Origin of the sequence: Campylobacter corcagiensis, assembly GCF_013201645.1 — a bacterium.
GTDB classification, from domain to species: Bacteria; Campylobacterota; Campylobacteria; order Campylobacterales; family Campylobacteraceae; genus Campylobacter_B; species Campylobacter_B corcagiensis.
This window is the reverse complement of record NZ_CP053842.1, coordinates 1,240,355-1,263,486: the sequence shown is the minus strand read 5'-3', so window position 1 is coordinate 1,263,486 and position 23,132 is coordinate 1,240,355. Positions and strand designations below refer to the sequence as shown.

Below are 23,132 nucleotides of genomic sequence, written 5' to 3'. Positions count from 1 at the left end.
TAATGAGAAATAATCTGCTTCAAAAATATGAAATTTTTATAATAAATGCTACGAAAGTGAGGTAGAAATCACACTTATATCACAAGACTTTGAAAATTTTAAGAAATTTTACTATGGAAATAATCAAAACTATATGAAAACTCACCTTGCAACTTGGAATATAAAAGCAAATAGCGACATAATAGATTTAGCACTCTCAACTGGGCTTGGAGTGGGAGTTATGAGATATGGATGTGGATTTGTGGAAGAAATTTAGCAAGGTTAATGATACATTATAAATTTCAAAATCTATAAGATTCCTTGCTAAAGGATGATTATATTTAAAAAAGATTTTTTTGAGATACAATTCAAAGAAAATCTAAAAAGGCTTTTAAGTGAGTGATATTTTAAAAATATTTCACAGAATCAGAAATATCCACAAAAATGAAGAGCTTAAAATATAAAATGATGCATATAAATATGAGACTATTAAGGTGTATTTGTTTGATATCAAAACTAAAAACATAATCCCAAATTTAAATATTTCAAAAGATGATTTAATTATTACTAGATTTAGCATAGGTTCAAATTCTGGCAATCTCTTTCCAAATCAATTTTTTAAGTCAAAATCAGTAAAATCAGATCCAACTAAATTTATAAATGGAATTCTAAGAGCTTGTAAGAATTTATTATCAAAATTTAACGATGATGAAATAAAAAAAGATGAAATTTTACAAATTATACAAAATATAGATGAGAATTTTTTTAAAGAAGAAATGGATGAAATTTTTGCACTTGAATAGTATAAAATAAAAGGTCAAAAAAAGGCTACATTTTTTTCTTTGTCATATAATGAAAAGCCCTTATCTTCATATTTTAAAGAAATATATAAAAATCATATTTCTCAAAACACTCCATCAAAAATTTATGGATATGACATTTTTACAAATCAAAAAGGTATCGGTGGAGATGTAAATTTAGCGTTTTGTTCGGTAAATGAATTGCCAAAAAATATGCAATACATAAAATCAAGACTTTTACCATTAAATTCTCAAAATGCAAAGCTTGTAAAAATGGGTTATGATGTGGTGGATAGAAATTTATCACATAATTTTATGGAATAAAAATGGCGATTTTGACGACATTTTTAACAGATGATGAAAGTATTATTAAAGATATCTTAGATATTTTACAAAAAACGCATAAGGGTGATATGGATAAAATAAAAAATAGCGAAGAAGTAATTGATTTGGTGCTTGAAAATAGCAGTATTTCTTTGCAAAATTACCCTGTTTTAGCTACGATTTTATTTTATGAAAAAAGAAACGCAGCTGTAAATTTATTTTTAACCATAGACGATGTTTTACCGTCATATATTTCTTATGTGGCTAAAACTCTAGCAAAATACAACATAAAAGCGTTTTTTAGCAAAGGTGCAAAAAACACTATTTTTTTGCAAAATTTATTTAACGACAGGCTTGAAATTATGCAAATCTTACTAACTGATAAAAAGCTAAATTTAGATATTTTGCTTGATAAATGTGCAAATTTAATCAACTTTGGCACAAATGACTTAAAAAATAAAAAACCTGTTTCGTGGGAAAATATTTTTAGAGGTTATTATTATAGTAGAAGCATATATGCGATAAATATTTATATCATTTTTTTCAATGAAATAAATAAAATAAATTTACCTTAAAAAAGGAGGAAAATTTGGAAAATTTAAATAGCTTGGAAGTGAAAGATAAGATAAATTCTTTAATACAAAACTCAGATTTTTTACAAAATGAAAATTTAAAAAGTGCTTATTTGCTTGGAATGCTTTGTGCTGCTATTAATTGGCAATTTGGTGTAAGTGAAAAAAGCTCTTTTGCAAACTGGTTAAATAATTTTGGAGTTATAGACAAATCAAAACTTGATAAAATTTATAAAAAATGCGACGAAACTATACGAAAAGTAACCGCTACTTCAAATTTTACAAATTCTAAAATAAATACTATAAGAGAAATATTGCTTAAAAGTTTATCAAAGACATTGGTAAATACTGAGATTGTTAAAGCTTCTTATGTAACAGTGGCTTTTGCGATGGGTGGGAGTGATTTTAACAAACATATAAAAGATGTAAAAGTTGAGAAAAATCAAGGAGAAAAAGATGCTTAAAAAAGAAATTTTGTTTTTGTGGGATGGTGAAAATTTTAATCCAAACGGCGATATGCTAAGCGATAATGCCCCTAGAATCGATGAAAAAACAGGCTTTGGGGAAGCAACCGATGTGAGAATAAAACGAACCATAAGAGATGAGATTATAAAAGAAAATCCAGATGAAATTTTCATAAAAACATATGAAAACGACGGAAATATCTTAGATGGTAAAACAGCAATTAGAAATCAAATCAATATAAAAGCTACAAAAAGCGAAATAGTGAATGAAATTTTAGGTAAATTTATTGATATTCGTGCTTTTGGTGGTGTTTTGCCAATTTCTGATAAAGAGGAAAAAGTAATTAAAGTAAAAAGTGTAAATTTCACAGGACCTGTGCAGTTTAGGATATCAAAAACACTTCATAAAGTTTCAAAAAAGCAGATAAAAGGAAGTGGAGCTTTTGCAAGCGATAAAGATAAAAGTGCTAAAACTTTAAGAGAAGAAGCGTTTTTGGATTACGCATTTTTTGCAACTTATGGAATTTTTGATAATAATAACGCAAAAATTACTAAATTTAGTGAAAATGATGCGAAAAAAATCATAAAAGCACTTTGGAATGGAACAAAAAATTTAACCACAAGGACAAAATAGGTCAAATTCCTAGATTTTTACTCATTATAACTTATAAAAATAACACTTTTACAAGGGATTTAAGCAATTTAATAATACTAAATTAAAAATAACTTAAGTAGATTTCTCTTAATAGCTTTATGAAACTTTATATCTATTTTAAATTTAAAATTTGCTTAGTATAGTTTGTAGTTCTAATAAGTTCACACTTATGAGCTTTGGTGAAGCAAAAGTAGCTTTTATCTGCTTCTAACTTACCATTAAATTTAACTTTTGAATGAAAAAATTAATAAATATCCATTTTATCTTTGAAATTATGCTTTAATTAAGATGATATTTAAGCATATAAAAAGAGTGCCAAGTGGCACTCTTAATAACTAAAACAATCCCTTTAAAAGCTCTTTAGCACTATCTTTTATTAAATCTTTATCACTTTTTGGCTCTTCTTTTGAGTTGTTTGATGAAGCATCATTTTCTGCACTCTCACCACTAGCTGGAGTTTCTTTGGTAGGTTCTTTTTCTTCAATGCCTAAAAGTTTATTTAACCCCTTATCTATAGCTTTATCAATCTTTTGGCTTGAACTTTCATTTGAGCCACCCTCAACGCCCATAATCTTATCAAGTCCTTTTCCTATAGCCTTATCAAGCTTTTGTTCAAGGTACTTTGAAGAGACATTAACTTTTGGATCTTTTGTAGTGCCTTTAATAGTAGCTGAGATATCTGTTTTTTCTACATTCATATTAACTAAGATATCAACAGCTGAAGTTTTGCTATTTACAGTACCGTTACTAACATTTAGATCCATTTTTGGGGCTTTCATCATCGCATCAAATGTCGTAATTCCTTGATTTATCACGCCTTTTACATATGAGTCATTAAAAATTTGCTTTGTTATATCGCGCTGTGTTACTAAGCTTACAGCATCGGTTAGCTTTGATCTTGTAAGATGACCTTGGTTTATATCTACATTGAAATCACCTGCTTGTTTTATCGTGTTGTAGTTAAATTTAAGATCGCCCACGCCTTCGTAAAATTTACCATAATCAAGCATATAAGTTAGTTCTGATATTTGAAATTTATCAAAAGTAGCAATTACGTTTTCGTTATTTATAGTTGCTGCTAATTTTCCGCTAAAAAGATCTGAATTTGCAGTAGCTACTAAATTTGCTGGGTCTTTTTTGATGCTTCCATTTAGGCTCATAGTCCCATTTAAATTTCTACCAGCTATAAATTTAAATTTTCTAAGATTATCTATATCAGCGATATAATCAGCATTTAAAGTACCATTGTTGATATTATATGATCCGTCAAATTTCTTTATATTTGCTAAGTCTGTATTTACTAAAGAGCTGAAATTTGCCACTGAGTTTGAAATTTTAGCATTTGCACTCATATCAAATTTTACGCCTTTTGGAAAATCTTTTTTTATCATTTTACTTAGTGCTTTATCGTTAAAAACTCCGCTATTTATAGATAGATCTACGGTTCCATTTAGGTTTTTAGGATCTATGGTGGTTAAATTTATCTTAGCTTGTGCTTTTCCGCTTGCTAAGGCTTCTTGCCCGATTAAAGCAAACATATCACCAACATCAAGGCTTGAAACAGTAGCATCTAAATTTGAACCATTTGAGCTAGCTTTGATATTTCCACCAAGTGTATCTATACTCACATTTAAAGAGCTAAATTTTCCAGCACTCATCTTAGCATCGCCACTGGCTTTTAGATTTCCATTTAAGGTCTTTTTTGTAAATTCTTTTAGTTTGCTTAAATCAATTATCACAGCACTAAATTTAGCATCTAAATTTTTGCCAGCTATGTCATAAGTTGCGTCCACATTTGGGACATTTAAAAGATTTGAGTTAAGGCTAGACAGGCTTTTTACCACTCCATTTTCTATATTTGTATCTGAGTTGATACTAAATTTTGTTCCAGCTGGAAAGTCTATATTTGCTAGTTTTTTAAGCTCTTTAGGAGATACGCTTCCTTCGCTTATTATCAGTTTTGCACCACCTTTTATATCCGAAGTATCGTCTAAATTCTCAACCACAGCAGTTCCATTTATCACGCCATTTAGGGCTTTTGGTTGTCCTATAAGCCCTAAAATTCCTTCAAGCTTTATGTCTTTTATATCAGCATTTAAAGTACTATCTTTAAGACTAGCTATAATCTCTCCGCCAAGTCCACTTAGAGTAAAGTCTAAGAATTTGGGCTTATTTTCTACTACTTTTGTAGCACCATTTACATCTAAAGAACCACTTAATTTTTGCTTTGTAAATGGCTCAAGCTTGCCAAGATCAGCTATATTTACGCTAAAATCAGTAGTTAAAGTTTTGCTTTCTAGGTTGTAGATGCTCTCTTTTGTACTTAAATTTAAAAGATCTGAATTTATAGCTGAAGTTGCCTTGACTGTGTCGTTTTGATAAGTTATATCTGATTTTACTTTTAGCGGTATATCATTTGGTATTGTGATGTTAAAGTCCTTTGCTGCATCCTTACTAACTACTAAATTTGATGAAGTTATGTTTGCTTCGCCAACTCCGTTTTTGATATTAGCCAAAGCATCTATCTCCCCAGTTATATATGGTCTTTGCTTTGCTAGAGCAAGGGCTTTTGTAGTGTTTAGTCCTTTGGCATCAAGGTTTACATTGTAAGGCTTAAAATCCTTAATGTCAGCTAAAAATCTAACATTAGAATCAAGCATATTTCCTACCCCATTTACGCTAAAATCTTTTGTTTTTCCACGAATTTGACCAGCAAGTCCCATTGGTTCTTCAAGGTCTATTTTAAAGCTTTTTAAATCAGTAATATCTACCTTGTATGTAAGATCAAAGCTTTGAGCAAACAGCGAGTAATCACCTGAAATATGAGCCTTTATTTCAGAGTTAACATCAGCAATAACATCAAGTGAACCAAAATTTAGATCAAATTTGCTAAGTTTGATATCTTGACCAGACTTTTGGCTAGCGATTTTTTCAATAGTTGGCTTTAAAAGGTTGTTTCCAAACCCAGTAAAGGCAACTGTATAAACTCCAACTACTATTATAAGTAGAAGAATTCCCATAACTAGTAGAAATTTTTTCATATTTTCTCCTTTAAATTTGGCTAAATTCTAACTAACTTAAGTAAATAGTAAAAAATTCATAGTTGAGTGTAAAAGACTAAAACTTTATAATAAATTCCTGCTTTTATATTGACAAAGTAGCTAATTTTGACTATAATCTCATCACTCAAACAAATTGAGTGCTAAGAATTTAGCCAAAATTTAAAATATGAAAGGATATGCAGTGAATTTCAAACCACTTGGAAAACGTGTTTTGGTAGAAAGAGAAGAGGAGCTTAACAAAACAGCTAGCGGAATCATCATTCCAGATAACGCTTCAAAAGAGAAGCCTTCAACTGGAAAAGTTGTAGCAGTTGGATGTGATGATGAGTGTAAGGCTGTAAAAGTAGGCGATAAAGTAGTTTTTGGTAAATATTCAGGTAGTGAAGTAAATATAGATGATAAAAAATACCTAGTTCTAAATTTAGAAGATGTACTAGGTGTAATAGCTTAAGGAGATAAAATGGCAAAAAATATAACTTTTTCAGATGATGCAAGAAACAGATTATATGTTGGTGTTGAGAAGTTAAATGACGCAGTTAAAGTAACAATGGGGCCAAGAGGTAGAAATGTCCTTATCCAAAAAAGCTTTGGAGCTCCAGCTATCACAAAAGATGGCGTAAGTGTTGCTAAAGAGATTGAACTTGAAGATGTAATCGAAAACATGGGAGCTAGCCTAGTAAAAGAAGTAGCAAACAAAACAAATGACGAGGCTGGAGATGGTACAACAACAGCAACAGTTCTAGCTCACTCTATATTTAAAGAAGGACTTAGAAATATCACAGCTGGAGCAAATCCTATAGAGGTAAAAAGAGGTATGGATAAAGAAGTAGCTGCTATAATTAGTGAGCTTAAAAATTTATCAAAACCAGTAAATGATAAAAAAGAGATAACTCAAGTAGCTTCTATTTCAGCAAATTCAGACTTAACTATTGGTGAACTTATAGCTGATGCTATGGAAAAAGTTGGAAAAGATGGCGTTATAACTGTAGAAGAGGCAAAATCAATAAATGATGAGCTAAATATTGTTGAGGGTATGCAGTTTGATAGAGGTTATTTAAGCCCTTATTTTGTTACAAATTCTGAGAAGATGACAGTTGAGTTAAGCTCAGCTCTTATTTTATTATACGATAAGAAAATAGCAAACTTAAAAGACCTTCTTCCGGTTCTTGAAGCGGTTCAAAAGACAGGAAAACCACTTTTAATAGTTGCTGAAGATATTGAAGGTGAAGCACTTGCAACTTTAGTTGTAAATAAACTTCGTGGCGTTTTAAATATAAGTGCAGTAAAAGCTCCTGGCTTTGGCGATAGAAGAAAAGCAATGCTTGAAGATATTGCTATTTTAACAGGCGGAACAGTTGTAAGCGAAGAGCTTGGCAGAACTTTAGAAAGTGCAAGTTTAGAAGATCTTGGTGAAGCTGAGAGCATTGTTATTGATAAAGATAATACAATTATCGTAAATGGTAAAGGCGATAAAGAATCAATCGATGCAAGAGTAGCTCAGATTAAATCTCAAATTGCCGATACAACTTCAGATTATGATAGAGAAAAACTTGAAGAAAGACTTGCAAAGCTAAGCGGTGGTGTTGCTGTTATTAAAGTAGGTGCTGCAACTGAAACAGAGATGAAAGAGAAAAAAGATAGAGTTGATGATGCACTATCTGCTACAAAAGCAGCTGTTGAAGAAGGTGTTGTAATTGGTGGTGGTTCAGCACTTATTAAAGCTAGTAAAAAAGTAAACCTTGATCTAAAAGGTGATGAAAAAATAGGTGCTGACATAGTAAAAAGAGCTCTTTTTGCTCCACTTCGCCAAATCGCACAAAATGCTGGCTTTGATGGTGGTGTTGTTGCTCACGAGATTGAAACTAACAGCGATGATAAGCTTGGCTTTGATGCAGCAAGTGGTGAGTATGTAAATATGTTTGAAGCTGGTATTATTGACCCAGTTAAAGTAAGTCGTGTAGCACTTCAAAACGCAGTAAGCGTAGCGAGTATGCTTTTAACTACTGAAGCAACAGTTACAGATATTAAAGAAGATAAGCCTGCTATGCCAGATATGAGTGGAATGGGTGGTATGGGCGGAATGATGTAAGCCCGTTTTAACTGTACTCCATTAAATTTTAATGGAGTACTTTGTAAATTTAATTTTTTAGTTATACATAAAAGCTTTATAAATATCATCTAGTAAAAACATATTTTTATCTAGTGTTCCTTTGTAATAAATATTTATTGTTTTATCATAAGCATCTTTAAAAAATCCACCTTTACTAATCTCCAAAATAGCATTTGTCACAGCTGCTTTTAACTCATCATTTCCTTTTGATACGCCAGCAGCTATAAAGCTTGGAATACCAACTGATTTTACTGAAATTTGATATTTATTGTTAAGTACTGGAATTGCTGCGATAGCAAATGTTGTATGAAAGTATCCATCTGCTTCACCATTTTGTAGTTTGCCATAGCAATCCATTAAATTTTCACAATTTTTTATAGTGATATTTCTAAAATTTTGTGCTTTTTGCTTTATATACTCCTCAGAAGTACTTCCAGGTATTACAAGTAAAGATTTGAAATTATTAACACTTTTTGCTTGTAAATCTGCGCTTGATATGATTGACATGGTATCTGCAAAGTAGGGAATAGTAAAATCAACAACTTTTTCTCTTTCAGGAGTGGCAGTAAATTGAGCTATAACGACATCTATTTGACCACTTTGAAGCATTGGGATTCTGTCTTTTGCACTTAGTGGTACTAATGTTATATTTCCGCCTTCGCCAACAATGTGCTTTCCTACCTCTTTTGCAAGTTCAACTTCAAAACCGCTAAGTTCACCATTTTCAAGATTTCCAAATGGAGGAAAATCCTTTCTTACGCCTATTTTAATGGTATTGCTACTTTTTATTTCACTTAGTGTAGCTCCAAAAACTCCAACTGCTAGTATAGATAAAAGTAAAATAACTTTTCTCATAATAACCCCTTGATTATAATAATATTGAAATATTTTTTACCGTAATCTATCACAATAATCTTTAAATTATGCTTAAAATTTTATAAAATATATAAGTAAAATTCTATTTATTTTACGGTATGAAATAAAACACTTTCCAGCTATCTTTATCCTTTACAAGCTCTATTTCATCTTTGTCTTTTAAGCTATTTTTATACTCTATTTCAAATTTAAAATGCAATTTATGATTTGGTAATTTAAAGCTATCACTTAGGGTTATATTTTTTACACCACCTTGTTTTTTGCCCACTCTCTTGCAGTTTCAAAGTGAATTTTTATTGTTTTAAATATAGCTTTATTTGGAATTTTTCCTGAAAATTTTATAAGCTTTAAGCTTTCATCAAATTTGTCATTATAAATATTATTATAATATGAAAACGCCACATTTCTAGCCGAAGAAGTACTATCATTTATAAAACCCAAAGCCGAAAATAACTAAAACTAAAAGTATTAAAATTTTTCTTATTTCATATCCTTTTTATAAAATTACATATTAATATTTAAATTTATTTTACTAAATACCCTTTTGAATAGATGCTTTTTATATTTAATGAGAATTATTTATAAAATTTCCAACTAAATTTCGCATCATATTTTAATCAAACTTAAATTTTTATAATTTTCTACTATTTTTTCTCCTTTAATTTTATTAGATATAAATATATTTAAGTTTAAAGATGAATTTTAGTTGATATTATATACTAAATTTACAAAAAATTGTAAATTTAGTAATGTAGAATATAAAAATTCAAAACTAAATTTATAAAATATAGATAGAAAATGGTGTGATTTTAAATGGTGTTAAAATCAAGGTCTATAAAAGTCATAATAATATAATATAATATAAGATAAAGCTATTTCATCTAAATTTATCCTAAAATTGCCAATCTTGCTATTTTTTAGTTAGTCCTGAAATTTATTAAATTTATGGTATTATTTGAGATTTTAAATTTAGGAGAAAATGGTGAAAAATATGAAAAATGTTTTAAGTATAGCAGGAGTTGATCCAAGTGGCGGAGCAGGGCTTATAGCAGATTTAAAGGTTTTTATAGCTCATCAAACTTATGCTATGGGTGTTGTGACAGCTACGACTGCACAAAATACACAAGGAATTTATGGCATGGATTTAGTTGATACTAAAATAATAGCTGATGGAATAAAAGCAATATTTGATGATATTAAGGTAAATGCAGTTAAAATCGGCGTTGTTCCAAGTGTAGATATTATAAAAACAGTCGCTTCATCTTTACAGAATTTAAAAGATAGTGGCAAACTTCCAGCTGTTGTTTTAGACCCAGTTATGGCGTGTAAAAACGGTGATATATGGCTTGAAGGCGATAGTAAAAAAGCAATTGTTGAATATCTTTTTCCACTTGCTACTATCATTACTCCAAACCGTTTTGAAGCTAGTGAGATAACAGGTATAAAAGTTAACTGCGTTGATAGTGCTAAAAATGCAGCCAAAGAGCTTTTAAAACTTGGCACAAAAGCTGTGTTTTTAAAACTTGGTGATATTGATGGTAAAAGTGTGGATATTTTCTATGATGGTGATGAATTTTTAGAACTTACAACAAAAAGGCTTGATACTAACTCAACTCATGGTTCAGGATGTTCACTCTCAAGTGCAATAGCGGCAAATTTAGCAAATGGTCTTAGTTTAAAAGATGCTGTTAAAAATGCACAAGAGTATGTATTTGAAGCGATTAAAACAGCACCTCTTATAGGCTCAGGTTGTAATCCAGTCAATCATTTTTATAATTTCTATAACTAGCAAATTTGGCTGAAATTTCTGAAATTTCAGCCCTTTATAACTCATAAATTTGTAAAATCACACAAAGGAAATTTATGGTAAAAAGATATAAAACTAAAAAGCTTTTTGTTGGTGATGTAGCTGTTGGTGGGGATTCTAAGATAAGCGTTCAGTCAATGACTTTTTCAAAAACCAAAGATATAAAAGCTACTTTAGAACAAATTAATAGACTATATTTTGCAGGTTGTGATATTGTTAGATGTGCGGTTTTAAATGAAGAAGATGCTTTTTCTTTAGCTAAGATAAAAGAGTCAAGCCCACTTCCAATCATTGCTGATATTCACTTTAATTATAAGCACGCTTTAAGGGTTGCTCCTTTTGTCGATGCTATTCGTATAAATCCAGGAAATATAGGTGGCAAGGAGAGAATTAAAGCTGTAGTTGATGCTTGTAAAGAGAGAAATTTACCCATAAGAATCGGTGTAAATTCAGGAAGCTTAGAAGAACAGTTTGAAGATAAATACGGAAGAAGCGTCGATGGAATGTTAGCTTCAGCTGAGTATAACTTTAAGTTGTTAGAAGACTTTGACTTTACAGATATTGCTATTTCTTTAAAAAGTAGTGATGTACCTAGCACAATGGCAGCTTATAGAGCCCTTCGTCCAAAGTGTGATTATCCATTTCATTTAGGGGTTACTGAAGCAGGGACTACTTTTCATGCGACTATAAAAAGCTCTATAGCTTTAGGTGGACTTCTTTTAGAAGGAATCGGAGATACGATGAGAGTTAGTATCACAGGTGAGTTAGAAGAAGAGATAAAAGTAGCTCGTGCTATACTTCAAGATACAGAAATTCAGCCAAGTGGAGTAAATATCATATCATGTCCAACTTGTGGCAGACTTCAAAGTGATCTTGTAAAAGCAGTAAAAATAGTAGAAGAAAAAACCAAACACATAACAGCTCCGCTTAACATCTCTGTAATGGGATGCGTTGTAAATGCTTTAGGTGAAGCAAAAGGCGCTGATGTGGCTATAGCTTTTGGCAAAGGGCAAGGATTTGTTATGAGACACGGTGAAGTTGTAGCAAAACTTAAAGAAGATGAGCTTGTGGAGCGGTTTTTAGCTGAAGTAGAAGATGAGGTAAAAAGACGTGGATAAGTTGATTCCTTCAAATTTATATGACCTTGATATGGAAAGGTCAATTCTTAGTTCTTTGATGCAAAATGAGGATGCATTTAGTGAAGTTTATGGGCTTATAAAAGAGAGCGATTTTTATTTAAAAGGGCATGCTGATGTGTTTTTAGCCATTGTAGAGTGTGTAAATAGCGATGAGCCAATTGATTATACATTTGTTAAAAAACGCCTTAGAAATCGCTATGATGAGCAAATTTTTAGCGATATAATGGCTACAAATTCTATCATTGATACAGAAAAATACGCCACAGAACTAAAAGAGAAAAGCATAAAACGCTCACTTATTAAAATCGCTCATAAAATTCCAAATAAAGTAAGTGAGACAACACCTTCAAAAGATATGGTTGATGAACTAAGTTCTGAGCTTTACGCGCTTGTAGAAGAAAAGGGTGGTGGTATTATAAAACAAAGCCCTGAAATCATCCATGAAGTTATGCTTGAGATGAAAAAGCAAAAAGAAGCAGCTGATAGGGACCTTGTGGGGCTTGACACTGGATTTAGGTATCTAAATGAGTATACTAAGGGCTTTAAAGATGGCGAACTTATCATAGTCGCAGCCCGTCCTGGTATGGGAAAAACAGCATTTGCTTTAAATTTGATACAAAAAGTTTTAGACCAAGGAAAAGGAGTTGTATTTTTTTCTCTTGAAATGCCAGCTAGCCAGCTAATGCTAAGAATGATAAGTGCAAGAACAACCATTCCTTTATCAAGCATAATGAATGCTAGACTTGATGATGAGCAGTGGAGTAGATTTGGTGATGAGTGTGATTATATGGAGAGTAGGAAATTTTTTGTTTATGATAATAGCTATGTAAATATCCACCAAATTCGCACTCAGCTAAGAAAGCTAAAAAGTCGCCACGAAGAGATAAATCTTTGTATAATAGACTACATAGGACTTATGATGAGTAGTAGTGCTTATAGCGAAAGGCACTTGCAAATCGCTGAAATTTCAAGAGGGCTTAAGCTTTTAGCAAGAGAGCTAAACATGCCAATAATTGCTTTGTCTCAGCTTAATAGAGGATTAGAAAGCAGGGCAAACAAACGCCCGATGCTAAGTGATTTAAGAGAAAGTGGTGCTATAGAACAAGATGCTGATACGATACTTTTTGTTTATCGTGGCGATGTTTATGCTGAACAAGAAGAAAACGAAAGAAGAGAGAATTGGATAAATGAAGGTAAAGATATTGATGATTATGAGCCAAAATTTACACCAAATGCTAATGAAGAAAAGGCTGAAATCATCGTCGGCAAAAACAGAAATGGCCCGCTTGGAACTGTAAATGTAGCATTTCAAAAAGAATTTACTAGATTTGTTGACCCAGTTAGCCAACCTGTAGATTTGGTTGAGTTTAGCGGGTAAGAGTTGAAAAAACTAGCTTTAAATTTAGCTCTTATTTTACTTTGGATGCTTTTTATAATAAATCTAAAAAGCTTAAATTTAGCTAGTTTTGTGCTGTTTTATCTACTTTTTAGCTTAGTTATATTTAGTGAAATTTATGGCATAAATTTAGTTAGAAATTTACTAAAAGTTAGAGCTTTTTATAAAGGCTCTTTAAGGGTGCTTTTAAGTGGGCGAGTAGTTGTTTTTATTCGCTCTATAACTATGTCATTTTTGCTTGGATTTAGCGTAGTTTTCAGTGCTTTAAGCCTTAATAAATTTGAGTTTTTGTTTATATCTTTTGCTTTTTTGCCTATTTTTTTGATAGTTAAATTTATGATTTTTAAATTTAGCTATAAAAATCTAAAATTTGCTAAAATCCTATCAAAAAACATAACTATTTTTATCTCATCTTTTATTCTTTGTTTGATCTGGGCTACTTTAAATTTAACCCCTATTTCAACTAGTCAAACTCTGTTTGATTATCTAGCTTTAAATTCCGTAGATAGAAGCTTTAGTGTGGATTTTATAAATGAGCTGTATGCTTACTCTTTTTATCTAAATAGCACTTCATCGTGGCTTATAAATGAGTATAAAATAACTGGAATTTTCTTAATAATCATAAATAAATTTATATTTTTTAGTGCTATTTTGTATCTTATATCTTTTATTAGCACCCAAAATTCACAAAAGACTGGCTATTTTTTAGGAGCCATTTTAACTCTAGCTTATATAAATCTTGCTTTTATAGTGGCAAATAGCCTAAATTTCACGCCACCAATCAAACAGAGCAAAACAGAAAATTTAGTAAAAATAGTTCTTGCTGGAAATAAGGAGCTTTTACTTAGCAAAGAAAAAGTAGTCAAACTCGAAGAAGAGTTAAATTTGATAAAAGATGAAAATTTAAGGCTAACAAAGAGTGAAATTTCAAGATTTATAGATGAGTATTATGAGAGTGGGGCTAAAATTTTGGCTAAAAAGGTGGGTGATTTTAGGTATAACTTTTTTACTGATTATCTCATACTTTGGCATGGCGTGGTTAATAAAAATAGTAAAGAGTATTTAGAAAATAAATTTAGCGAGTTTATAAGTGATAGTTTTGATCCAAATTTTGGGTCAAATTTAGAAAGTTTAATTACTCGTGGCATAGAAAGATATAGCAAAAATTTAGATACAAATTTAACTCTTAATCTTAGCCATGATTTTAGCACTACAAGGGATTTTAATACAAGTTTAAAACTCACAGCAGCGACTTTAGTCGCATCAAAAGTTCTTGGTAAAGTTGCTTTAAAAAGCGCAGCAAAAGTAGGCTCAAAAGCCGCACTTAGCGGGAGTTTGGCTCTTGGTGGAGTGGTTTGTGGGCCTTTTGCTCCACTTTGTTCTGTTGGTTTTGGAACTGCTACTTGGTTTGGGGTTGATTACGCAGTAGCAAAAGGCGAAGAGAGCTTAAATAGAGATGAATTTGAGGCTAAAATTTATAACGATCTTATGCTTAGTAAAGAGAGATTTAAAGAAGAAATTTTTAATCAAATAGATCAAATTTATACTGAGATTTTAGATGGAGCTTATAAGGTAGATGAAGATTTAACCAACTAGTTATAAATTTAGTATCATATATTTAAATTTAAAATATAAGTAGTATTTTAAATTTATGTTTTATTGCATTGAAAATTTAGTATAATAAGTAAAATCAGGTTCTTAGTAAAGCAGCAGAACAAAACTCCATATTTTAAATATATAAAAACTTAATCTAATTTTAGTTGATTTTAATTAAAGTTATGTTAAATTTCATCTAAATATTAAGGAGAATTTTTATGAGGGCTATAGCCGAGTGGGAGAAGCAAGAGCTTCTTTTCTTATCACTTCCGCATTATAATACAGACTGGAGAGAGTATCTAGTTGATGCTTTAGATAGCTATAAAAATTTAGTAGATACTATAACCAAATTTCAAAATGTTGCCATAATATCACCAAATAAAGAGGACTTTAGGCTATTTTTTGCTGATAATCCAAAAGTTAGTTTTTATGAAATCGATACAAATGATACTTGGATAAGGGATTATGGTGTAATTGATGTTATGAGTGGCGGTCGAATCATAGGTTATGATTTTAAATTTAACGCTTGGGGAGATAAATTTGATAGCAGTAAAGATAATGCTGTAAATCAAGAGCTTATGAAAAGTTTTAAAGGTGAGTTAAAAAAGGTTGATTTGATACTTGAGGGTGGAAGTATTGAATTTAATGGCTTTGGGACAATGATGACAACTACAAAATGTCTTTTAAATGATAATAGAAACAGACTTAGCAAAAACGAACTTGAGAAAAAATTTAGAGAGCTTTTTGGAGTTCATACTATTATTTGGCTTGAAAATGGCTTTATAAAGGGCGATGATACAGACTCTCATGTGGATACTTTAGCTAGATTTATCGGGCGAAATACCATAGCGTATGCTGCCTGTGATGATAAAAACGATATCCACTATGAGCCTTTAAAAGCTATGGAAGATGAGCTAAAAAAGACTGGATTTGAGCTTGTACCGCTATTTATTCCAAAGCCTATTGAGTATCTTGATAGACGCCTTCCTGCGACATATGCAAATTTTGTATTTGTAAATGGTGCTCTTATAGTACCAACATATGGCGATGAGAAATATGACCAAATGGCACTTTCTTCGCTTAGAAAAGCCCTTCCTGATCTAGAAGTAGTCGGAGTAGATGCAAGAGTTTTAATTCGTCAAAATGGCTCCATTCACTGTGCTACTATGAACCGCTTTCTTGGAGTTAGGTAAATTTAACTCTTCTATTTATTTTTAGGTCAAAGAGATAATTAAGGGTTTGATGAAATACTAGTTCTAAATTTATCTTTAATTGCTATAATTATCATTAAATAGTTTAATTGATAAAGGATGGCACTTGACTATAAAAAATAAAGCCCCATTGATTGCAGGCATTACGGCATTTTTACTAGCAAATTTTAAGCTAATAATAGGAGCAGTAAGTGGGTCCATGACAGTTCTTAGTTCAGCAATAGATTCTATCATGGACTGTGTGGTTTCAGCTGCAAATTTCTTTGCTTCTACTAAGGCTGATCAAGAAGCAGATAGTAAATTTAACTTTGGTTATGCGAAGCTAGAAGGTGTTATGAGTCTTCTTGAAGGCTTTTTTATCACTGGTATTGGTGTTTTTTTAATATATACAAGTGCTATTAAAGTCATCAATCCACCTGAATCTATAAAGGTAAATATAGCTTTATATGTTATGATATTTTCACTTATTGTAACAGGGGTTTTGATTTTATATCTAAATAGTGCTTATAAAAAAAGCAGCTCTTTGATAATCAAAGCCGATATACTTCACTATAAAACTGACTTTTTTACAAATGTTGGTATCATATTGGCTTTGGTTATAATTCACTTCACAGGACTTATCATCATAGATGCTATATTTGGTGTTTTAATAGGAGTATATATTTTTATAAGTGCAATTAAACTTATGAAAGAAAGCGCTGCTGTGTTGATTGATAAAGCAGTCAATCCTGAAATTTTAAGCTCCATTGAGAGATTTATAGATGATCACGATGGTATCACAAGTCATCACGCTCTTAAAACAAGGCAGTTTGGTGATAATGCTTACATTACAGCTCACCTTGTTTTTACGCCAAATATCTCACTTAAAAAAGCTCACGATATGGGCGATGAAATAGAAAATTTTATTATAAATACTTATAAAGATATAAACTGGGATATAAACTTACATTTTGATCCAACAGATGACTCAAATAGCGATTAGGTAATAAAATTTTAGATATAATTAAGTTAAAAATTATAAAAAGGAATAAAAATGAGTATATTAAAAGTAGCTTTGGTTAGCCATGAATTTTTAGGCAGCAAGGAAAAAACTATCCAAAAAACAAAAGATCTTATCCAAAAAGCAGCCCAAAAAGGTGCAAATTTGGTGGTTTTACAAGAACTTCATCAAAGTGAGTATTTTTGTCAAGATGAAGATGTTGAGCTTTTTGATTTGGCAAATTCATATGAAGATGATACTGAATTTTGGGGTGAAGTGGCTAAAAAATATGGCGTTGTTTTGGTAACTTCTTTATTTGAAAAACGAACTGCTGGGCTTTATCACAACACCGCAGTTGTTTTTGAAAGTGATGGAAGCGTGGCTGGAAAATACCGCAAAATGCACATTCCTGATGATCCAAATTTTTATGAGAAATTTTACTTTACGCCAGGGGATTTAGGATATGAGCCGATAAATACAAGCGTTGGAAGGCTTGGAGTGTTAGTTTGCTGGGATCAGTGGTATCCAGAAGCTGCAAGATTAATGGCTTTAAAAGGGGCTGAAATTTTGATCTATCCAACGGCGATTGGCTGGTTTGATGATGATGAAGAAGATGAGAAATTTCGCCAACTTGAAGCTTGGGTGGCAGTTCAAAGAGGTCACGCTGTGGCAAACGGACTTCCTGTGGTTGCTGTAAATAGAGTTGGTTTTGAAGCTGATAAAAGTGGTGTTAGCAAAGGCATTAGGTTTTGGGGAAATAGCTTTGTTTTTGGGCCACAAGGCGAGGAGCTTTTTAGAAGTGATGATAAAAGTGAGCTTTGCGAAGTGGTTGAGGTGGATATGAAAAGATGCGAAAATGTGCGTCGCTGGTGGCCATTTTTACGAGATAGAAGGATTGATAGTTATAAGGATTTAACTAAGAGATTTATTGATTAGGATTATTCTTAAAAAATTCACAAATATCACACTCAAATAATTTTGAGAGTTTAAAAAGATGAATTAAATTAAAATGTTTACCATGAGAGTTATTTTCCATATTTGCGTAAAATCCACTTGATTTTTGCCCTATGCTTAGGGCAGTTTCAAGTTGACTTAACCCTTTTTCTTGTCTTTTATTTTTAACATTTTTGGCAACTAGTTCATAAAAATCATTATTTTCTTTTTCTGTTGTTATTTCTGGTAAATTTAACATAATTATTCCTATAGAAAAGTTTTCTATAAGTTTAAATTTTGTATAATACTTTTTCAATTATCTTAGGAAATCATTCCTATAGAAATTATTAAAAGGAAATTTATGCGTTCTTATAAATATATTATTCTTTTAGTTTTTATTATTTTTAGTGGTTGTGCTACTCCTGGATATTATAGAGCTCAGCATAATGGCAAATATTACTATTTTCCAACAAATTGTGAAAGGTATATTTACTCAAAGAATAACCCTGATTTGTTACATTGTTTAACTGATGGTAGGCAAAATGGAACTGTTTTAAGACCTGCCACACAAGAAGAGTTATATGCATATCATCAACAGCAAGTTGCCAATCAAATAGCATATCAAAATTTAATGCTTTCGCTTCAAAATACAAGCAATAACATAAATAGAAGAAATATGCAAATGCAGCAAAGTATAAATTCTTTAAGTGCAACAAATCAAGCTTTAATCAACCAGCAAAGACAAAGAGAATATGAATATAATCAAAGAATGCAACAATTAAACTATAATATGCAGATGAATAGGCTAAATAATAGTTTAGAAGGTATAAATAATACTTTAAGAGGTTATTAAAATATATTTATTATTTAATAATTTTAATTTGAATTTTGAGAGTGATTAGAAAAATGGGAACTTTTTTATTGATTTTGTTGTGTATTGTTTTGGCACCGCTTTTTTTTCGTTTTATAGTTATGAATATTTTTATAGCTTCACAGGAAAGAGCTAGTGGTGAGATTGGTTGTGCTACTTTGATTTTAATTGCAATAATATTGGCTGTTTTAATCACTATATTTTAAGGAAAAATAAATGGGAGAATTTTTATTTGTTTTCGTTGTAATTTTAGTGGCATTTTTCTTAATAACTTGGTTTTGGGATTTAATGAGAGGATTTATGTATACGCAAGATTCTCCAAATGTAAGTGATGAGGATAAAGAACAAGCTACCGGGTGTGTTGGTTACCTAGTACTCGCGATTATAGCAGTTATTATTATAGCGGTAAAGTTAATTTTTTAGTTTTTAATAAATTAAAAATAATTTTGTTTTTTATTTTATTGTAAAAACCATTAGACCCTATTTATGTAGGTTATTGAAAATTTAGTTTGCAAGGCTATTTTAAATATTTTAAAATGGGTTAAGAGATTATACTAAGTATGATCAAAAAATATAAGAAAAGCAAAATAAAATGATTATAAATTTAACTTCAAAAAAGATTATTTTTTTAAAAGGAGATGTTATGAGTGAAAATGTAGAGTTGCCATATGAGTTTAATTTAGAGACAAATCATATGCAAAGTCCAACTAAGATAAATAAAAAATACTATGTTTATGATAGATTTGGCAATATTATAGAAAAGCAAAAACTAGGTGCTGGTGGACAAATTTTACTTTTTATTGCTGTATTTGTATCACCATTTCCTATAATGTGGGCGTTAATTCCTAGTATTTTTACTGGAATTTGTGCTGGATATAGAAGAGGTGATATAGCTCTTAATGTAGGTATTTTTTATACACTATCTGTTTTTTTAGGCTCTATTATGATAGTTCAAGGTGGTAGAGGCGGGGATGTTTCATCTGCGTTTTTTGGGTTAGTTTTATTTGTAATTACACTGTTTTCTATGCATAAAGTCTTTGATACTCTACCAAGGGAAAGGGTTGATTTTAGCTGGATTAAATTTATTATTTGGTTTATGATTGTTTTTATAGTTTTAGTGATAATCTTTTTTATGATGATTATGTCAAATGTTTTACAAAGTTGATATTATGAAAATATTTTTTAAATTTATTATTATAGGAGTATTTTGTGTAGGTTTGAATGCGTATTTTTATACTACAAAAGATACGCAGTTTGTTGATTATTCTTTTAGTGCAAATCTAAAAAGAGGAATTTATGAGAGTTTTAGTGATTTTTTTGCTATTATCGGCTCTAAAAGGTTAAGTGCTCAATTTTTAGAAAATGCTAAAGAAACATATGCAGAAATTGCACTTAGTGGATGCGGCTTAGAAGAAGTTTTAGTAGCAGATGATTTGTCTTTTATGTTTAAAATAAAAGCTACTCTTAGCTACTTTTATCATTGTATATCAGAAAATCTTGCTAGATATAGTTTTGGGATGTTAAATAGCAATATTTATCAAAAAAATTTTAATTGTAATTATTGGTAGCTTATTTTATAAAAATATAGTTTTTATTTAATTTCTAAGCCTTTTATCTCTATCTTTATAATCAGGCATTATGTTTTTGATATAGTCATAAAAGCTTTTTTGATGGTGTGGAAAAAGTAGGTGAGTTAGTTCGTGAAGGATGACATATTCTATGAGTTCTGGGCTTTTTTCTACTAAATTTAGAGCTAAATTTATATAGCCCTTTTTTGAATTGCAGCTTCCCCACCTTGTTTTCATATCGCGAATTACAAGGCGATTTACATTTTTTCCAATAAGTGGCTGATAAATTTCTATAATTTTACTAAATTTAGCCTTCGCGAGTTCTTTTTTAAATTTCAAAAACTCTTTTTCATTTTTTGCCATGATGATATCATCTAAAATTTGAGTAGATTTCACATTTTCATCAAATTTAAGCTCATAAATTTTACCAAGTAGCTTTGTTTTGCCTTTTGGAAGCATAAATTTAAGATTTTCTTTAGATTTTTTTCTTAGCCATTCTAAATTCTCATTTATAAAAATTTCAGCCATAAATTTAGGGTAGATTAAAGGTGCAACAAGGCTGATTTGGTTATCTTTTGTTATTTTAAGTTTAGCGTTTTTAACTCTTTTTTTACGGATGAAATTTACCTTAAATTCGCCAACATTTAAAACATCACTCACTTATTATAACTCTCGTTTTGGCTAGGAAAATTACCGCTTTTTACTTCACTTACATACTCATCTAAAGCCTTTAAGATAAGCTCTTTTCCATTAAAAAAACGCCTTACAAATTTAGGCTTAAACTCATCAAAAAATCCAAACGCATCACTCCAAACTAGTACTTGCCCATCAGTACTAGCACCCGCTCCAATGCCTATAACTGGGATATTTACACTATTTGTGATAAGCTTTGCTACTTCAGATATCACGCCTTCTACGACTATACAAAAAGCCCCTGAATTTTCAGCTTTTTTAGCTATGCTTAAAAGCTCTATCTTTTCAGCTTCACTTCTACCTTTTATAAGGTATCCACCTTCGCTTCTGCTTGATTGTGGAGTTAGTCCTATGTGTGCAACTACGGCTATTTGGTTATCTACTAGGTATTTTATAATGTCTATATTTGCACTGTTACACTCCACCTTAACAGCGTCAGCTTTTGTCTCTTTATAAACTCTTAGTGAGTTTTTAAGGGCTTCATCTTTATTTATCACACTTCCAAATGGCATATCTGCTATGATTAAAGCTTTTTTTGCGCCGTTACAAACAGCATTTGTGTGATATATCATACCATCCATACTAGCTTTAAGTGTATCATCTCTGCCGTTAAAACTCATCTCCAAGCTATCACCAACTAAAATCATATCAACTTTTTCATCAAATATATTAGCAAAAAGTGCATCATATGCTGTTATCATGACTAGTTTATTTACGCCTTTTTGTTCTTTTATAAATTTTGTAGTTATTTTTTTCAAATTTCACTCCTTTATACTAACTGCTTGCCTTGCCATTTTTTACTTTTCCACCTTAAAAGATGTGCTAATCCTCTTAAAAACTCATCAGCTACAAATCCTATCCAGACTCCTAAAATTCCCCACTCAAGGTGAATTCCTAAGTACCAACCAACAGGCAAACTAACCCCAAGCATAAATATCACACCCATATAAAATGGAAATTTAGCATCCCCTGTAGCGCGGATTGCATTTACCATGATTACATTTAGAGTTCTTGAAAGCTCTAGAAATATAGAAAGGGTAAATAGTGGAAGCATAAGTTTAACAATATCAGGAGTTAAATTTAAAGCCCTCATAATATTGTGTTTTAGACTAAATATCACTACTAAAAATAGTGCCGTAGTTACTAAACCTATAAATAAATTTCTAAATGTCGTATGATATGCTTTTTCGTTTTCGCCAGAGCCAATCAGTCTAGCAACGATTATTTCATTAGCAAGTCCTATGGCTGCACTTGCGAAAAATATAAAAGCTGAAATTTGAAAATATATGGTTTGTGTTGCAAGTGAACTTTCGCCCATACTTGCTACAAAGGCAAAAGCTGTAAGGTACTGAATAGTCCAAACAGCTTCTTCGCCAGCTGCTGGAAGACCTATTTTTATGATTTTGCTTAGGACATAAAGTGGTATTTTAAAGAAAAATCTCATGTAAATTTTAAATTTAACAACCTTTATGAGTAAAACAAAAAGTATAATCACACCTATAAATCTACCAAAAATAGTTGAGTATCCAACTCCTTCAAGCCCGTAGTAAGGAATTCCAAATGGCTCAAAAAGTGCGATATAATTTCCTAATATTGTCAAAACAGATATACAAATAGCTGCTATCATTGTATAAGTTGCGTATCCATAAGCTCTAATTACGGCTATTAAAACAATAGCAAGAGCGTCAAATATAAGAGCGATACTTATAACTCTTAAGTAGTGATAACTCTCATCAAAAACTCCATCTGGAACTTGAAGCATATGAAGCATAAAAAAAGCCCCAAAAAAGACAAAAATTCCACTAATAAATCCAACAACAAAGTTAAAAGATATACTAACATGAACAGCTTTTATGCTAAGGCGGCGGTTTTTAGCACCTATTGCTTGAGCTACGACGATAGAACATCCTACAGCTAGGAGATTAAATACCGTTTGAAAAAGCACCATTACTTGATTTCCAGCGCCCATAGCACCAACTAAACGTGGATCTATCATGCTCATCATAAAAGTGTTTGCCATCACAGTTGATAGCGATAGAAGCATATTAATATATATCGGGAAAAATAGATTTTTGAGTGAAATTTCCTTTTCCATAT

The 23,132-nt window shown here is 31.0% G+C and carries 27 protein-coding genes; 19 read left to right on the top strand and 8 right to left on the bottom strand.

Features of this window, described 5'->3' with window-relative positions; genetic code table 11:
• Positions 1-133: 133 nt before the first annotated feature.
• The 6 genes from CCORG_RS09055 (at position 134) to cas7b (ending at position 2,773) form a co-directional block, all read left to right on the top strand.
• Positions 134-256: a hypothetical protein gene (locus CCORG_RS09055; RefSeq protein WP_265092857.1), complete on the top strand. Its 123-nt coding sequence runs from the start codon at positions 134-136 to the stop codon at positions 254-256.
• 223 nt (positions 257-479) lie between these two features.
• Complete coding sequence (locus CCORG_RS08985) at positions 480-782, top strand: hypothetical protein (RefSeq protein ID WP_025803946.1); 303 nt, start codon at positions 480-482, stop codon at positions 780-782.
• Between the two features lie 39 nt (positions 783-821).
• Positions 822-1,103, top strand: a complete 282-nt coding sequence (locus tag CCORG_RS08980; protein ID WP_025803945.1) for a hypothetical protein — start codon at positions 822-824, stop codon at positions 1,101-1,103.
• A gap of 2 nt (positions 1,104-1,105) precedes the next feature.
• Positions 1,106-1,678 (top strand): TM1802 family CRISPR-associated protein, encoded by a 573-nt coding sequence (locus CCORG_RS08975; protein WP_025803944.1) that lies wholly within the window; start codon positions 1,106-1,108, stop codon positions 1,676-1,678.
• A gap of 14 nt (positions 1,679-1,692) precedes the next feature.
• On the top strand, positions 1,693-2,139 hold the full coding sequence (locus CCORG_RS08970; protein ID WP_025803943.1) for a hypothetical protein: 447 nt from the start codon (positions 1,693-1,695) through the stop codon (positions 2,137-2,139).
• Positions 2,132-2,773 (top strand): type I-B CRISPR-associated protein Cas7/Csh2, encoded by a 642-nt coding sequence (gene cas7b / locus CCORG_RS06475; RefSeq protein WP_051487291.1) that lies wholly within the window; start codon positions 2,132-2,134, stop codon positions 2,771-2,773. The genes CCORG_RS08970 and cas7b overlap by 8 nt, the downstream gene beginning before the upstream one ends.
• Positions 2,774-3,129: 356 nt before the next feature.
• Here cas7b and CCORG_RS06470 read toward each other — a convergent pair whose 3' ends face one another.
• The gene (locus tag CCORG_RS06470; protein ID WP_025803942.1) at positions 3,130-5,835 is read right to left on the bottom strand and encodes an AsmA family protein; all 2,706 of its coding nucleotides are present in this window, start codon (positions 5,833-5,835) and stop codon (positions 3,130-3,132) included.
• 202 nt (positions 5,836-6,037) lie between these two features.
• Between CCORG_RS06470 and groES the strand changes: the two genes are divergently transcribed.
• Both groES and groL read left to right on the top strand, forming a co-directional pair.
• The gene (gene groES / locus CCORG_RS06465) at positions 6,038-6,307 is read left to right on the top strand and encodes a co-chaperone GroES (RefSeq protein WP_025803941.1); all 270 of its coding nucleotides are present in this window, start codon (positions 6,038-6,040) and stop codon (positions 6,305-6,307) included.
• A gap of 9 nt (positions 6,308-6,316) precedes the next feature.
• Positions 6,317-7,945 (top strand): chaperonin GroEL, encoded by a 1,629-nt coding sequence (gene groL, locus CCORG_RS06460; RefSeq protein ID WP_025803940.1) that lies wholly within the window; start codon positions 6,317-6,319, stop codon positions 7,943-7,945.
• A gap of 57 nt (positions 7,946-8,002) precedes the next feature.
• Here groL and CCORG_RS06455 read toward each other — a convergent pair whose 3' ends face one another.
• The 3 genes from CCORG_RS06455 to CCORG_RS06445 form a co-directional block, all read right to left on the bottom strand.
• Entirely contained in the window at positions 8,003-8,821 is an 819-nt protein-coding gene (locus CCORG_RS06455; protein WP_025803939.1) for a transporter substrate-binding domain-containing protein, read from the bottom strand.
• Positions 8,822-8,933: 112 nt separating this feature from the next.
• Entirely contained in the window at positions 8,934-9,110 is a 177-nt protein-coding gene (locus CCORG_RS06450; RefSeq protein ID WP_152534280.1) for a DUF4878 domain-containing protein, read from the bottom strand.
• The gene (locus tag CCORG_RS06445) at positions 9,086-9,283 is read right to left on the bottom strand and encodes a hypothetical protein (RefSeq protein ID WP_172658565.1); all 198 of its coding nucleotides are present in this window, start codon (positions 9,281-9,283) and stop codon (positions 9,086-9,088) included. The genes CCORG_RS06450 and CCORG_RS06445 overlap by 25 nt, the downstream gene beginning before the upstream one ends.
• A 550-nt stretch (positions 9,284-9,833) precedes the next feature.
• On the opposite strand from CCORG_RS06445, the gene thiD reads away from it, so the two are divergent.
• From thiD to CCORG_RS06410, 7 genes are all read left to right on the top strand, one after another.
• The gene (gene thiD / locus CCORG_RS06440) at positions 9,834-10,631 is read left to right on the top strand and encodes a bifunctional hydroxymethylpyrimidine kinase/phosphomethylpyrimidine kinase (RefSeq protein ID WP_172658580.1); all 798 of its coding nucleotides are present in this window, start codon (positions 9,834-9,836) and stop codon (positions 10,629-10,631) included.
• Between the two features lie 74 nt (positions 10,632-10,705).
• A complete protein-coding gene (gene ispG / locus CCORG_RS06435) occupies positions 10,706-11,767 on the top strand; it encodes a flavodoxin-dependent (E)-4-hydroxy-3-methylbut-2-enyl-diphosphate synthase (protein ID WP_025803186.1) in 1,062 nt (353 codons plus the stop codon).
• A gap of 4 nt (positions 11,768-11,771) precedes the next feature.
• Complete coding sequence (locus CCORG_RS06430) at positions 11,772-13,166, top strand: replicative DNA helicase (protein ID WP_265092847.1); 1,395 nt, start codon at positions 11,772-11,774, stop codon at positions 13,164-13,166.
• A gap of 3 nt (positions 13,167-13,169) precedes the next feature.
• Complete coding sequence (locus CCORG_RS06425) at positions 13,170-14,780, top strand: hypothetical protein (RefSeq protein WP_025803188.1); 1,611 nt, start codon at positions 13,170-13,172, stop codon at positions 14,778-14,780.
• Positions 14,781-14,998: 218 nt separating this feature from the next.
• The gene (locus tag CCORG_RS06420; protein ID WP_025803189.1) at positions 14,999-15,973 is read left to right on the top strand and encodes an agmatine deiminase family protein; all 975 of its coding nucleotides are present in this window, start codon (positions 14,999-15,001) and stop codon (positions 15,971-15,973) included.
• Between the two features lie 124 nt (positions 15,974-16,097).
• The gene (locus tag CCORG_RS06415; RefSeq protein ID WP_025803190.1) at positions 16,098-16,973 is read left to right on the top strand and encodes a cation diffusion facilitator family transporter; all 876 of its coding nucleotides are present in this window, start codon (positions 16,098-16,100) and stop codon (positions 16,971-16,973) included.
• 51 nt (positions 16,974-17,024) lie between these two features.
• Entirely contained in the window at positions 17,025-17,906 is an 882-nt protein-coding gene (locus CCORG_RS06410) for a carbon-nitrogen hydrolase (RefSeq protein ID WP_025803191.1), read from the top strand.
• Here the strand turns inward: CCORG_RS06410 and CCORG_RS06405 are convergent.
• Positions 17,896-18,162 carry a helix-turn-helix domain-containing protein gene (locus CCORG_RS06405; RefSeq protein ID WP_025803192.1) on the bottom strand — a complete coding sequence of 89 codons (267 nt, stop codon included), beginning with the start codon at positions 18,160-18,162 and terminating at the stop codon, positions 17,896-17,898. The two genes, CCORG_RS06410 and CCORG_RS06405, sit on opposite strands and share 11 nt — an antisense overlap.
• A gap of 102 nt (positions 18,163-18,264) precedes the next feature.
• On the opposite strand from CCORG_RS06405, the gene CCORG_RS06400 reads away from it, so the two are divergent.
• The 4 genes from CCORG_RS06400 to CCORG_RS06385 all read left to right on the top strand — a co-directional run bounded on the left by CCORG_RS06400 (position 18,265) and on the right by CCORG_RS06385 (position 20,342).
• The gene (locus CCORG_RS06400; RefSeq protein WP_025803193.1) at positions 18,265-18,756 is read left to right on the top strand and encodes a hypothetical protein; all 492 of its coding nucleotides are present in this window, start codon (positions 18,265-18,267) and stop codon (positions 18,754-18,756) included.
• A gap of 234 nt (positions 18,757-18,990) precedes the next feature.
• Positions 18,991-19,197 carry a hypothetical protein gene (locus CCORG_RS06395; RefSeq protein WP_025803194.1) on the top strand — a complete coding sequence of 69 codons (207 nt, stop codon included), beginning with the start codon at positions 18,991-18,993 and terminating at the stop codon, positions 19,195-19,197.
• Between the two features lie 220 nt (positions 19,198-19,417).
• The gene (locus tag CCORG_RS06390) at positions 19,418-19,939 is read left to right on the top strand and encodes a hypothetical protein (RefSeq protein WP_152534260.1); all 522 of its coding nucleotides are present in this window, start codon (positions 19,418-19,420) and stop codon (positions 19,937-19,939) included.
• A gap of 4 nt (positions 19,940-19,943) precedes the next feature.
• Positions 19,944-20,342 (top strand): hypothetical protein, encoded by a 399-nt coding sequence (locus tag CCORG_RS06385; protein WP_025803196.1) that lies wholly within the window; start codon positions 19,944-19,946, stop codon positions 20,340-20,342.
• Between the two features lie 27 nt (positions 20,343-20,369).
• Here the strand turns inward: CCORG_RS06385 and CCORG_RS06380 are convergent, their stop codons facing one another.
• Genes CCORG_RS06380 through CCORG_RS06370 form a run of 3 tightly spaced genes read right to left on the bottom strand, consistent with a single transcriptional unit; the run spans position 20,370 to position 23,130 of the window.
• Positions 20,370-21,002, bottom strand: a complete 633-nt coding sequence (locus CCORG_RS06380) for a M48 family metallopeptidase (RefSeq protein ID WP_025803197.1) — start codon at positions 21,000-21,002, stop codon at positions 20,370-20,372.
• Complete coding sequence (gene panB / locus CCORG_RS06375; protein ID WP_152534261.1) at positions 20,999-21,793, bottom strand: 3-methyl-2-oxobutanoate hydroxymethyltransferase; 795 nt, start codon at positions 21,791-21,793, stop codon at positions 20,999-21,001. Before panB ends, CCORG_RS06380 begins: the two co-directional genes overlap by 4 nt.
• Before the next feature lie 11 nt (positions 21,794-21,804).
• Positions 21,805-23,130 carry an MATE family efflux transporter gene (locus CCORG_RS06370; protein WP_025803198.1) on the bottom strand — a complete coding sequence of 442 codons (1,326 nt, stop codon included), beginning with the start codon at positions 23,128-23,130 and terminating at the stop codon, positions 21,805-21,807.
• Positions 23,131-23,132: the final 2 nt, after the last annotated feature.